The 15,029-nt window shown below is 40.9% G+C and carries 6 protein-coding genes; all 6 read left to right on the plus strand.

The window, feature by feature from the left end; translation table 11 throughout:
* The first annotated feature begins 651 nt into the window (after positions 1-651).
* Positions 652-3,732 (plus strand): SusC/RagA family TonB-linked outer membrane protein, encoded by a 3,081-nt coding sequence (locus CBW18_RS00170; protein ID WP_088299252.1) that lies wholly within the window; start codon positions 652-654, stop codon positions 3,730-3,732.
* An 11-nt stretch (positions 3,733-3,743) separates the two neighbouring features.
* Entirely contained in the window at positions 3,744-5,639 is a 1,896-nt protein-coding gene (locus CBW18_RS00175) for a RagB/SusD family nutrient uptake outer membrane protein (RefSeq protein ID WP_088299253.1), read from the plus strand.
* A gap of 16 nt (positions 5,640-5,655) precedes the next feature.
* Complete coding sequence (locus CBW18_RS00180) at positions 5,656-8,523, plus strand: SusC/RagA family TonB-linked outer membrane protein (RefSeq protein WP_088299254.1); 2,868 nt, start codon at positions 5,656-5,658, stop codon at positions 8,521-8,523.
* Positions 8,524-8,544: 21 nt separating this feature from the next.
* Positions 8,545-10,317, plus strand: a complete 1,773-nt coding sequence (locus CBW18_RS00185; protein WP_088299255.1) for a RagB/SusD family nutrient uptake outer membrane protein — start codon at positions 8,545-8,547, stop codon at positions 10,315-10,317.
* A gap of 28 nt (positions 10,318-10,345) precedes the next feature.
* On the plus strand, positions 10,346-11,377 hold the full coding sequence (locus tag CBW18_RS00190) for a DUF5627 domain-containing protein (RefSeq protein ID WP_088299256.1): 1,032 nt from the start codon (positions 10,346-10,348) through the stop codon (positions 11,375-11,377).
* 550 nt (positions 11,378-11,927) lie between these two features.
* Positions 11,928-15,023, plus strand: a complete 3,096-nt coding sequence (locus tag CBW18_RS00195; protein WP_216359173.1) for a TonB-dependent receptor — start codon at positions 11,928-11,930, stop codon at positions 15,021-15,023.
* The last annotated feature ends 6 nt before the right edge of the window (positions 15,024-15,029 follow it).

The raw sequence follows: 15,029 nt of genomic DNA on the forward strand, positions 1-15,029 counted from the left end.
TTTTAAAATAATTTTTCGTCATAATTGCTTTTATATGTCTCTAAGGGCGGTTTTTTGGCTGCTTTTACCTGCCCTGAACATGAATCCTATAAATTTAAACAATTGTGCTATCTATAAATTACACACGATCCTACATTTATCTCAACCAAATATAAGACACATCTTAACTGAGATGTAAGGCTAACCAAATAACTTATGAATCTAAATTTAACCAAACTTAATCCTTTTCATTAGCGTGCATTTTAACTAATTACAGATTTTTTATGGGGCAGGTGAGCTGTCCGATGATGGAATTTATTGCACCTGATTAATGGATTGAACTGAATGGACGATTTTAGATATGATCCATTAATACAAATAAACCAAATATTGCCCATATGAGACCGCCTACCTAACTAAACAATAGCAATGTCTCTAACTCAGACCTGCATCAGTTTACAGCATTTTATACTAACCAAATTCTAACCCATGTATGATGAAGAAATCCAACTTCAAAGCCATAGAATATGAGCCTTCTATGCACAACCGAACAAATCAAATTCTGCATTTTCTAAATCAATTAATATGATGGACAATTACACAATTACAAGTAGTAATGGCCGGCATATACATCAAAAATTTAGCGCATTATTACTCAGAATAACTTTTATTATGCTCTCCTTATTGCTCATGGCCAATGCGGTGATGGCTCAGCAAAAAAGGATATTAAGAGGTACCGTTGTAGATGAACAGAATGACCCGCTTACGGGTGTAACCATTACATTAAAGGGCACCAATACCCGTGTGGTATCCAATGGTGAGGGTAAATTTTCAATGGAAATCCCGACAGAGAAAAGCACGCTTTTATTTAATTATATCGGGATGAGCCAAAAAGAAATCACCCTTACTGATAAAAATGATATCGTGGTATCTATGAACAATGATAACAAAGTGCTTAACGAGGTTATTGTAGTGGGATACGGACAACAAAAGAAAGCCAGTGTGGTGGGTGCCATTAGCCAAACCAGTGGCAAGGTATTGGAACGTAGCGGAGGGGTAACCAATCTGGGAATGGCCTTAACCGGAAATCTTCCTGGCGTGGTTACTACCGCTTCATCCGGTATGCCGGGTGGAGAAGATCCGCAAATTCTGATCCGTGGACAAAGCTCCTGGAATAACAGCTCGCCATTAATTCTAATCGATGGTATTGAACGTTCTATCAGTTCTATAGATATTTCATCAGTAGAAAGTGTGTCTGTACTTAAAGATGCTTCGGCCACCGCAGTTTATGGTGTAAGAGGGGCAAACGGTGTAATTCTGGTGACTACCAAACAAGGCGTTGAAGGCAGGGCACAAGTACAGGTACGGTCGAACTTAACGGCTAAAGTTGCTTCGAGACTGCCCGAAAAATACGATTCATATGATGCCCTGATGATTAAAAACAGGATTATTGAACGTGAATCTGTGGTAGATCAAAACGCATGGTCTGGTTATACTGCGATGCAGATGATTGATAAGTACCGGAATCCGCTAAATGCAAACGAATGGGACAGGTATCCTAATGTAGATTGGGAAAAAGAACTTTTTAAAGACAGGGCCATGTCTTACAATACCTCTGCCAATGTTTCCGGTGGGTCTAAGTTTGTGACCTATTTTGCCGGCCTGGATCTGACGCGTGAAGGGGATTTATTTAAAACATTTCCGAATCAGCGTGGCTATGAATCAAATTTTGGCTATAACCGTACCAACGTGAGGAGTAATCTCGATTTCAACTTAACCAGGACAACCAAATTTTCAACCAAATTATTCGGATCAAATGGTGTACGCCAGTTGCCTTATGATATGGCTGATGGCGACCAGTCTTTCTGGTCATCTGCCTATCGAACAGCACCTGATTCATTTCGTCCTATTTATAGTGATGGTACCTATGGTTTTTTTCCAACAGCTACACAGGATCAGCCCAATGCGGCTTTCTGGCTGGCGTATTCAGGTGTTGAAAAAAGAACAAGTACGCAGCTGACAACGGATTTCATTCTACAGCAAAAGCTTGATATGCTTACCAAAGGATTGAGTTTGAGAGGTAGCTTATCGCTGGATAATACTTTTCTGGAAAGAAAACGGGGCGTTAATGACCAGTTCAACGCCGCACAGCGAAAATATGTTAATCCGCTAACCGGTATTATCTCATTTGAACAACAAAGGAATGCCGGAACCCAGTTTGACTTTACGGATGCCATTCAATGGTCAACAGCTGCCGGTGAAGTTGATAAAAATGCTACCTTCCGGAACATGAACTACCAGTTTCAGGTAAACTATGACCGTACATTCGGTTCACATGCCGTTACCGGAATGGGTTTGGTCCAACGTCAGCGAACGGCCAGGGGTAGTGCCTTTCCAACATTTCGTGAAGATTGGGTATTCCGAACCACTTATAATTATCAATCAAAATACTTATTTGAAGCAAATGGTGCCTACAATGGGTCTGAGCAATTCGGCCCGGATTATCGCTTTGCATTTTTTCCCTCAGTTTCTGCTGGCTGGGCCATTAGTAACGAGGAATTTATGAAGTCTTTAAAATTTCTTGATTTATTAAAAGTACGGGCATCATGGGGAAGAATTGGGGATGATGCTTTAGGAGGACCAAGATGGCCCTTCCGCGATTCCTATCTGTATGGAAACAATACGCCAATGGGCAGTCCGGCTATTGCTACGCCTTATACCATTTACCGGATCGGGACAATGGGTAATCCAAACCTGTCATGGGAAACCGTAGAAAAACGAAATCTGGGTATTGAGTATAGTTTTTTTAAAGGTGATATTTCCGGAAACATAGATATATTCAGAGATCACAGAAAAGATATTATGATTGGCGGGGGCGCCCGGGCCATTCCTTCTTATTATGGATTTGGCAGCAGTGCCCCGAGAGCAAACCTGGGTGAAGTAAGCAGTAGAGGTTATGAAATTGAACTGCGCCTAACACATTCATTTGGGCAAGGCATCAGGGCATGGGCAAACCTGGCCTTAACACATGCCACCAATAAAACTAATTTCAGAGATGATCCGGAACTCACGCCAGATTATCAGAAACAGGAAGGTTATGCCATTGGCCAAACCCGTTCCTTTCTGGATAATGGTTTTATCAAAAGCTGGGATGATTTATACGGCAGCACAGTGCGCTTATCTAACAATCAAAACAAACTTCCCGGAGATTATAACATCATTGATTTTAATGCAGATGGGGTGATTGATGATAAAGACAGGGCGCCTTATGGTTACACGGGAAGCCCTCAAAATACCTATAATGCCAGTATTGGCTTTGAATGGAAACGTTTTAACCTGTTCTTTCAATTTTATGCCGTAAATAATGTTACCCGTGAAATTGAATTTCCGAATTACCAGGGAAAAAGTAATGTGGTATTTGTGGAACGTCCTTTCTGGTATCTGCAGGATGGAGGAGGAGAAGTTCCGCCACCACGCTGGAGTGTTCTTGATGCTTTTGGTGGCAGCGGAACCCGCTATTATTATGATGCCTCTTACATCCGTTTAAAAAACGCAGAACTGGGTTATACCCTTTCGGGAAAATCAATCAGCAAGCTGGGAATAAGGTCCTGCAGGTTTTATGTGAACGGCAACAACTTGTTTCTTTGGACAAACATGCCGGACGACCGGGAATCCAACTTCAGCGGAGTTTCCCAAGGTGGGGCATATCCAACAGTTAAACGTTTCAATTTTGGTATTGACATCACTTTATAAACGATTTGAAGATGAAAAATCTCTTTAAGAATATTTTGTTCCCAGCAATTATCCTGGTGGGTACATTAACATTACCTTCATGTAAAAAGTATCTGGAAAGATCGCCTTTAGCTGATATCCAGGAAACCGATCCTTACAAAAATTTCAGGAACTTTCAGGGCTTTACTGAAGAACTCTATAACTGTATCCCGCTGTTAAGTGTTGTTGAAGCACATAACAGTTTCAATCTTGGTGAAGAGGAATTTTGGGAAGTGGGCGAAACCCGCCTGATCTCCTATCATATTGATCAGGGTAACTACATGGCCTGGACCAATACTTTCTACAATTTTTTAGGTACAGGAGGCGATCCGGCTAATGGAACCCTTAATGATCCGAACAGATCAAAAGGAAAACTATGGGGTCTCTCCTGGTATGCCATCAGGAAAGCCAACATAGGGCTGGCAAATCTGGATAAACTAACCGATGCCACCCAGGAAGAAAAAGACCTGATTGCAGGCCAGCTTTATTTTTTCAGGGGCTACTTTCATTTTGTGTTAATGGAGTACTGGGGCGGATTGCCTTACATTGACCAGGTATTGCCAAGTGATGAGGTGATAAAAATCCCAAGACTCAGCTATCAGGCAAGTGCCAATAAAGTGGCCGAAGACTTAAAGCGTGCTGCAGACTTGCTTCCTGTAGACTGGGATCAGACACTTGTGGGCAAACAAACCTCAGGAAACAACAACACCCGGATTAATAAAATTATGGCCCTGTGTTTTATGGGGAAAAATTACTTGTGGGCAGGAAGTCCGCTGATGAACAGGGCGTCAACCGGAAACAGCAGCTATAATACTGAGTTTTGTAAAAAAGCCGCTGATGTACTGGCCGAAGCTTTAAAAATTACAGAAAGTACAAACCGCTATGAACTGGCTCCTTTTTCGCAGTATCGCGATTTGTTTTACACCTTTAACCAAAACGGCAAAATTCCAGGATTAAAAGAATCTATTTTTCTGGAAAATTTAGCAAATGCGGGCGGACGCTGGCGTTGGAACCAGGTAAATGATTATCGTCCTCTCGTGATCCATCAAACCGGAATTAAGGTTTATCCAACAGCTAACTATGCAGATTACTATGGCATGGCCAATGGTTTACCTATTACAGATGCAGAAAAAAAGGATGCTGAAAGTGGTTATGACCCGGAATATCCATGGAAAAACAGAGACCCACGTTTTTATAACGATATTTTAATTGACGGCGAGAAATGTGTACTTACCGCGCAAAGCGTTGGTAACAATGAATTTCGCCAGTATGCCAGCCTATATACCAACGGACTTTATAGAACTGCCGACGGTAATAAAAAAGTGTGGACAGGATACCTGAATTCCAAATTTGTATCTAAACTGATGAACGAATATGACGGATACCGGGAGAACAATACGTTTGTGCTCAGTTTAATGCGTTTGGCAGATGTATACCTCCTTTATGCAGAAGCCACAGCAACAGGATATGGCAGCCCCCAAAGTATGGCAGCAGGTTATTCGCTTAGTGCGGTTGAGGCTGTGAATAAAATCAGAACCAGAGCCGGCGTGGCAGGCGTTGCCAGCAAATTTTTGGGCTCAACTACTGATTTTCTTGGTGAATTAAGGCGCGAAAGAGCTGTAGAATTATCTTTTGAAGGACATCGTTTCAATGACTTAAGAAGATGGTTACTGCTTACTGAACGTCCTTATACTTTAAAAAAAGCAGTAGAGTTTGATCGGGCAATACCAAACGCTCAGGTTTACGCAGATCCTAAAAATGCAAGGGTAAGAAATTTCAGGGAAACAGTGTTGTTTGAAAGACAGCTTGGGCAACGCCATTACTGGCTGCCTTTCCGTGTAGAGGATATAAACATGTATAAAGAATTCAAGCAGAATCCAGGTTGGTAATTTTAAGGGAGAAAAGATGAACACAAAAAATATAAATGCTTACTGCTTTTGGCTCCTGATCTGCTTTTTCAGCTTCAATGGAGCCTATGCACAGGAAACCAAAGACAGTTTGGTAAATGTTGCCTTTGATAAGGTCGCGAAAAAAAATCTTCTCGGAGGGGTGTCTGTCGTAAACGTTTCAGATTTACTGAATAAAAGTTACGGCACCTATAGTCTGGATAATCTTCAGAGTTTTGTTGGCGGTTATACCGGAAATATCTGGGGCCAGGCACCATTAATATTGGTTGATGGTATTCCGCGCCGCGCCACAGATGTACGTTTGGTGGAAGTAGAAGCTATCACGGTTTTAAAAGGGGCCAGTGCAGTGGTCTTATACGGGAGTACCGCAGCCAAGGGTGCAATCCTCATTACCACAAAACGTGGAAGTGAAAATCCTTTAAAAATTAAAGTAAGGCTCAATTCAGGGATTTTTGTGCCTAAAAGTTTTCCCGGCTATTTAAAATCAGCTGATTACATGACTTTGTACAATGAAGCCTTAACCAATGATGGAATTGCCACTTCAGGAGCGGGATACACGCAGCAGGATATTGACAATACCAGGTCTGGTGTAAATCCTTACAAGTATCCTGATGTAGATTTTTTCAGCTCGGATTATTTGAGGAAAACCTATTCCCGTTCAGATGTAACCACTGAAGTCTCCGGTGGCAACAACTTTGCACGTTATTATACCAATATTGGCCTTTCTTATAACAACAGCCTGGTCAAATACGGGGAACAAAAAAACAATAGCGACCTGGCATTCAATGTGAGGGGAAATGTAGATATGAACATTGCCAAATGGCTCACCGCATCAGCTGATGCAGTAGCCATCTCTAATAGTAATTACACTGGCAGAGGAAATTTTTGGGGTTCAAGTTCTACCATTGCACCTAATTTCAACAGGTTTTCGCCACTTATACCAATTGATATGCTTGACCCCGGTAATGCGGCTTTGCAAACGATTGTTAAAAATAGCAATCATATTATCGATGGAAAATTTTTACTGGGCGGACAAAGTACCAACCCTACAAACGTATTCTCAGATATGCTTGCCGCAGGTTACATTCGGACCAAATCCAATACTTTTCTCTACAACCTGAACCTGAAGGCAGATTTAAGTTCAATAACAGAGGGTTTAAGTTTTAAAACCGGAACCAGTATGGATTATTCTTCTCTGTATTCTGAAGCCTATCTATTACCCTATGCCACTTACAGACCAACATGGTCAACTGTAAATGGTAAGGATGTGATCACCGCATTGGAGAAATTCGGAGAAGATAAAAACTCCACTAATGAATATGTTGGCCGTTCTACTTACACGCAAACCATGTCATTCAGGTCGCAGTTTAATTACAACCGAACTTTTGCTCAGGACCATACGGTTTCTGCAAATGTTTTAGGCTGGTGGTATAAAACACAGTTTTCAAGTGATATCGACAATGAAGGTGGCAGCGATTATCAACCTGTTCTCAACACGAATCTTGGTTTTCAGGCGGCTTATAACTTCAGGAGTAAATATTATTTCGATTTTTCAGCGGCATTGATTCACTCCGCAAAACTACCTCCAGGTAACAGAAACGGAATTTCTCCGGCAGTTACAGTTGGATGGCGCATGTCTAATGAATCATTTTTTAAAGATCATTTATCTTTTATTGATGATCTTAAGCTATCTGCATCATATGCTTCTATTAAACAAGATCTGGATATCACGGGCTACAGGGCCAATAATGTAAATGAGCCGGTAGATTATTATTTATACCAGGGTTATTACAGCAACAATGCTATCCTGGGTGGATATTACCAATGGAGAGACAATGTTGCGGGTGGCAGAACCACCTTATCCGGACAGGCAGAAAATCCTGATTTAACTTTTGTTAAAAGAAATGAGTTTCGTTTAGGTCTGGATGTTGCAATATTTAAAAACCTCCTAACTTTTGATTTTAATTATTTTTCACAAAACACCAAAGGATTACTTGCCCGGGGCCTCACCATTTATCCTTCTTATTTTTCCGGCTCAGGAGATTTCCGCCCATGGATCAATTTTAATGAAGACAAACGTACAGGATTTGATTTTGCATTGAACCTGAACAAACAAGCCGGACAGTTATTTTATTCGCTTGGCGTATCAGGAATGTTCTATAATAGTAAGGCTGTTCAAAGGGATGAAATCATTGATCAGGCTTATCTGGCCAGGGCCGGCCGTCCGTTAGATGCTTATTATGGATACATCAGTGAGGGTCTTTTTCAAAATCAGGCAGAAATTGATGCTCATGCCAAACAAACCTTTGGTACAGTGAAGCCAGGAGATATCAAATACAAGGATTTAAATAATGATGGCTTAATTGATAACAGGGATCAGCAGGATCTGGGCCATACAGGATGGGCCGCTTCACCTTTTAGCTTCGGGTTAAACCTCACGTTAAAATATAAGCACTTCACCTTATTTGCCCTGGCATCTGGTACCAGGGGAGCCGTTGGATTTAAAAACAGCTCGTACTACTGGGTTGGCGGAAGTGGAAAATATTCTGAGGCGGTGTTAGACCGATGGACCGAGCAAACCAAAGCAACGGCAACCTATCCGCGTTTAACCACCAATAGCAATAATAACTTCCGAAATTCTACCTTCTGGATGTATAAAACGAATCGGTTCGATCTTAACCGGGTACAGTTAACTTATGATTTTGATAAGAAAATTTTCAATGATTCATTTGTGCATGGACTAAGCTTATACCTACAAGGAGATAATTTACTGGTGATTTCATCAGAACGGAAACTAATGGAAACCAACATTGGAACAGCACCGCAAACACGGTTCTTTAACCTGGGTGCAAGGGTATCTTTTTAATGACCTATAACTTTTAATGATATGAAATTCAAAATATTAATTTTAGGGTTGGCAGTGCTTTCGTTCACTGGCTGCAAAAAAATTCTGGAGCCTGAACCAGAAAATCTGAAGACGATTGATCAGATGTATACGGATGCGAATTTTGCACAAGGTTTTTTAATCAACGCTTACCGTACCATTCCCGCTTATTACGATAACTCTGAATATGCCACTGATGATGCCGTAACCAACCAGCTTACCAATGGTTATTTGCAGGCTGCTGCGGGTTCATGGACATCAACCAATAATCCTGCATCGGTTTGGAACCAGTCTTATGAAGCCATGCAATACATCAATCTTTTCCTGGAAAATTCACCGAAAGTCAAGTGGGCAACGGATGCAGAAAGTTCCAGGCTTTTTAACCTGAGAATGAGGGGAGAGGCTTTCGGTCTTCGTGGATTGTATCTCTATTTTCTGTTGCGCAACCATGGCGGTATTGCCACCAATGGACAGCTGATGGGCGTGCCGATTGTAACAGCCTATCAAACCCCTAAAACAGATTTTAATGTTCCGCGGGCTACATTTGATGCCTGTATTAAACAAATTTACAAAGACCTGGATAGCGCCGAAGCTTACTTACCCGTGGAGTATAATGATATTTCGACTGCAAGCCAGATACCCGATCGCTTTAAAGCTTTTACCGGAAATGTGGAAACCTACAATCGGGTAATGGGACAATATGCACGTCAGTTGTTTAATGGATTAATAGCAAGATCGTTTAGGGCAAGAGCAGCACTGCTGGCGGCCAGTCCGGCATTTCAGAATAGTGCCAATACCACTACCTGGGCTGATGCTGCTGAATATGCCGGCCGTGTGATCGATTATAAAGGCGGAGCCAATGCCCTTCCGGCAAATGGAGGTACTTATTATGCCAACAACTCAGAGGTTGATGGATTAGGTGGGGGTAGTAATCCTTCTGAAATCATCTGGCGTGAAAATATCATCACTAATGACGGTACCCAGGAAGGGCAGCATTTTCCGCCATCTTTATTCGGAAACGGATTAATGAATCCCACACAAAACCTGGTAGAATCTTTTGCTATGGCAAACGGTTACCCGATAAATCATCCGAACGCTAATTTTAATGCCAATGCACCATATGCGTCGAGAGACCCGAGGTTTGCAAAATATATTATTTTTGACGGGGCAACCGCCGGTGTAACCAATGCCGTGATCAGAACAGGTAGTGCTTCCGGCACAGATAACGGTATTAATGTTCGTGCAACTTCTACGCGTACAGGTTATTACATGAAAAAGCGTTTAAGGATGGATGTTAACCGTAACCCGATCTCTTTAAGTGGTAAAACACATTATAATCCACGGATCCGCTATACCGAGATTTACCTCGATTATGCCGAAGCAGCAAACGAAGCATGGGGGCCAACCGCCACCGGAACCAGAACCTATTCTGCATACGACATCATAAAAGCCATTCGTAAGCGGGCTTTCGGATTCAATAACGATCCTTACCTGGAAGAATGTAAGGCCGATGTAGCCAAAATGCGTGAACTGATCAGGAATGAACGCCGATTGGAGCTTTCTTTCGAAGGTTTTAGGTTTTGGGACCTCAGGCGCTGGAAAGCAGATCTGTCAAAACTTAATGAAACGGCCAGAGGCTTAGATGTCAATAGCGGTATTTATAAGCCATTTAATGCCGAAACGAGGGCCTTTCAGCAATATATGATTTACGGCCCCATTCCAAACTCAGAAGTCCTGAAGTATAATCAACTGCTGCAAAATCAAGGTTGGAAATAAGTAACACTGAATTAATCATTTAGACAATATGAAAATTAACAATATATATATCGCTCTCGCATTAGCACTTAGCCTGATGGCCTCCTGTAAAAACGAGAAGATTGCCTTTCCTGAATTTGACTATAAAACAGTTTATTTTGCCAGTCAATATCCTTTAAGAACAGTGGTTTTGGGAGAAGATTTAATTGTAGACAATTCAATGGATAAAAACCACATGGTTTCCATTAAAGCTACCCTTGGCGGAGGTTATGAAAATAAAAACGATGTGGTAATTGATATTCAGAAGGCTGAAACATTGCTGAATGGGCTGAAGTTTAATAATGGCGGCGGACAGGTTTTGCCGATGCCGGCAGAATACTATCGCTTAATGTCTAACCAAATCAGAATCAATGCCGGTGATGTTTTAGGTGGGGTGGATGTACAATTAACAGATGCATTTTTTGCTGATCCCAAAGCGCTGAGCAGAAACTATGTCATCCCATTGGTAATGACCAAGGTTACCGGTGCGGATTCTATTTTAAAAGGGATTCCTGTTGTATCCAATCCTTCAAGGGTAAACCCGCTGCACTGGGCAACCAGACCAAAAGATTATATACTTTATGGTGTTAAATACGTTAATCCGTGGCATGCCAACTATTTACGCAAAGGCATAGACCAGATTACCCAGGCCAACGGTACCATGAATACCGTTTCACGTCATACGCCTTATGTAGAAAGCAATGAGCTGGTGAGTATGAGCACGGTATCACTTAAAACGGCAAGTTTACCCCTTACCATTAAAAATAGTGCAGGTACAAACGTATCCTTTACGCTCCTGTTGAATTTCGCTGATGACAATACCTGTACCCTCGCCAGCAGTACGACCAATATAGAGGTTACAGGAAGTGGCAGGTTTGTTTCCAATGGTGAAAAGAACAGTATTGGTGGCAGCAGCAGAAGTGCGATATACGTGGATTATACGGTGAACTTTAAAAATCTTAATTTAAAATATGCAACAAAAGACACGCTAATTGTTCGCGACAGAGGAATTAAAGCTGAATATTTTGATGTGACTAACTAGTCATATTGTTCATTAATTCGAAGCTTTTATAAGATTGTCTGAAATGAGTCTCTTTATGATTCCTGAATATTCGAATTAATATTCACTCCAGAACGGGACAGGTGAGCAAGCCTGTCCCTTGATTTGATAAAAACAATAAGGTTAATAAATGATTTCTTAATACCATGATTGTATGATTAAATAGCCTGATAATTTCCATTTCTTAAGCTTTTATTTGGTGGTGTTTGGAATAAAAATTCAGAAAATAAAAAAATACAATCGATTGCATTTTTAATGATGCGTTTTTGGGCTTGATTTAAAGAATCTTGCCTGAAACGCTGTATTTGATAAAAAAAGAAATTTTCTTGCACATTTCTACCTTAAAAATGTACAATTGAATCATTGTTGAAGGGTTGATCTAAATACCTTTACCTTCATACAGGCTTAATAGTATTCAGTAGTATTTTTTGTTTCGCATTCTTTTATGTCTTTCATGACATGCTCTTGCTATTCAACTGACGATTGATCATCTGTTGAGGTCTGTTTTTTTTAACCATTATAAACTGTTTTTATGAGAATTGAAATTTTACGATTTATTGTAAGACCTCATTTGAGATTTTCTATAAGTCTCCCCAGAATTGCACTTACCGCAATTTTAATGATCTTCACGCTGGCCGCACAGGCACAAACTCAAATTAAGGGGCGTGTATTAGATGATCAGGGAAAACCCCTTCCGGGCGTAAGCATTTTAGTGAAGGGAACATCCACGAGTACAACTGCATCCAACACCGGTAACTTCAGCATTTCAGTGCCCTCAGCCAATTCGGTATTGGTATTCACTTATATTGGCTTTACCAGTAAAGAAATTCCGGTACGCAACCAAACCGAAATCAATGTAACTTTATTGCCGAGTGCAGCAGAGCTGGAACAGGTAGTGGTAGTGGGTTATGGTACACAACGTAAAGAAGCCGTAACCGGATCAGTAGCCAATATATCAGGTGAGAAAGTTCGCGAAGTTCCGGCTCCAAATATCGCACAGGCCATTCAAGGGCGTGTAGCCGGAGTTAATATTTCCCAAACTTCAACCAAACCTGGTGCAACCATGCAGATTCTGATTCGTGGTGCACGGTCACTTTCTGCCAGTAATGATCCATTAGTGGTATTGGATGGAATTCCTTTTCCAGGCTCCATCGGTGATATTAATCCAAACGATATTAAAAGTATAGATATCCTTAAAGATGCATCTGCAACGGCCATTTATGGATCACGGGGTGCAAATGGTGTAATTTTGTTAACTACAAACCGTGGACAACAAGGTGCGCCTGCTCAGGTTACTTATAACACCTATACGGGTTTACAAACACTTTTTGCAAAATTCCCGATGATGAATTCGCAAGAATTAATCGCAATGCGTAAAGCAGCAGGTTTGTTTACAACTAACGGGGTAGATGAATCTAATGATACCGATACGGATTGGCAGGATTTATTCTATAACAAATCTGCAGTAGTAACCAGTCATGACGTAGGCGTATCAGGTGGTTCTGCTACAGGTAGCTATAGCTTTGGCGGTGGTTACTATAAGAATCAAAGTTTGATCCCCACACAGCAATATACCAGGTATTCGATGAAAGCATCTTTGGATCAGCAAATTGGTAAGTTTTTCCGGGTTGGTTTTACCAGTAACAATAACTATAATCTAAGTGAAGGTAATCAGGTGGGTGTTTACGGTGTGCTGAGCAATACGCCAATGTCAAACCCTTATAATGCAGATGGCAGTTTAAAAAGAACCATCAGAATGCCACAGGATGAATCGTGGATTTACACCAATCAATCTACAAAAGACCTTCATGATAAATGGTTAAATGAAACACGTGGTTTTGCTACCTATAACTCATTTTATGGAGAGGTAAAAATTCCGGGGGTAGAAGGTTTAAAATACAGGGCCAACCTGGGGCTTGATTTTATTCAGAGTAATAATGGTAATTATACAGGTGTTGGAATTGGAAGTGCTACCGCTACTACAGTTTCTACCGCTGGTGTGAGCAACTCACAAACATACCACTGGACACTTGAAAATTTATTAACATATGACCGTACCTTTTCAGAAAAACACAATTTTAATGTAGTGGCATTATATTCTGCCGAACAGAATAAATTTAATTCCTCTTCCATGTCAGCACGTGATATTCCTTCAGATGCTTTCCAGTTCTATAATCTTGGTCAGGCCAATGGTGAATTAACAATCGGAAATGGAAATTACAACTTAAGCGGATTAATGTCATACATGGGAAGGGTGATGTATTCCTATGATAACCGGTATTTAATCAGTGCCACAATCAGGTCTGATGGCTCATCTCGCCTGGCACCAGGACATAAATGGAATACCTATCCTGCTGTTTCAGTAGGATGGAACCTGATGAATGAACCTTTCATGAAAGGCATTACAGCCATTGACAGGTTAAAGATCAGAGTAGGTTACGGACAAACATCAAACCAGTCGGTAAATCCTTACCAGACACTAGGTTTATTAAATACAAGGCCTTATAATTTTGGCGATACGAACTATGCTATAGGCTACTATGTTTCACAACTTCCAAGTCCGAATTTAGGATGGGAATATTCACAAACCTGGAATTATGGTTTAGATTTCTCTGTACTGAAAAACAGAATCAACGGTACATTTGAATATTATGTAACCAATACCAATGATATTTTATTAGATATTGCTTTGCCTCCAACTTCAGGTGTGGGAAGTTATACGGCCAACATCGGACAAACACAGAATAAAGGTTGGGAACTCAGCGTGAACGGTAACATCTTCAACAATAAAGATGGCTGGTCATGGGATGTAGGTTTTAACCTGTCTGCAAACCGCAATAAACTGGTTTCACTGGCTTCCGGACAGACCAGGGATGAGGGAAATGCCTGGTTTGTAGGGTATAACATCAATGCCATTTATGACTATGAAAAAATAGGATTATGGCAGACTGGAGATCCTAACCTGAATGTTTTGGAACCAGGTGGTAACGTGGGTATGATCAAGGTTAAATATACCGGCGATTATGATGCTACAGGCAAGCCTACAAGGGCAATTGGAGCCGCTGACAGACAGATTATGAATGTAGATCCGAAATTATCAGGTGGTTTTAACACCCGGGTAGCCTATAAAGGATTTGACTTGAATGTAGTTGGTTTATTCAAAGATGGCGGTATCCTGATCAGTACGTTATATGGTTCTACAGGTTACTTAAACCTTTTATCAGGAAGAAGAAATAACGTAAAGGTAGATTATTGGACGCCAGATAATACCGGTGCAAAATATCCGAAACCAGGTGGTATTGCAAGTGGTGATAACCCTAAATATGGCAGTACCTTAGGTTATTTTGATGCGTCATTTTTAAAAATCCGTACCATTTCACTGGGTTATGATTTTAACCGCGACTTAATTAAGAATTCGAAGGTGAGACTTAGGATGTATTTAACTGTTCAAAATCCATTTGTAATGTTCTCTCCATATTACAGCGAATCAGGTATGGATCCGGAAACCAATTCGTATGGCGATGAGAATGCTGCGGTAACCAATACATACCGGAGAAGGTTTTTAACTGTAGGTACCAATACGCCTTCTACGCGTAATTATGTGGCCGGCCTTAACTTAACTTTTTAATATACC

It is taken from the genome of Pedobacter sp. AJM (assembly GCF_002197755.1).
GTDB lineage: Bacteria > Bacteroidota > Bacteroidia > Sphingobacteriales > Sphingobacteriaceae > Pedobacter.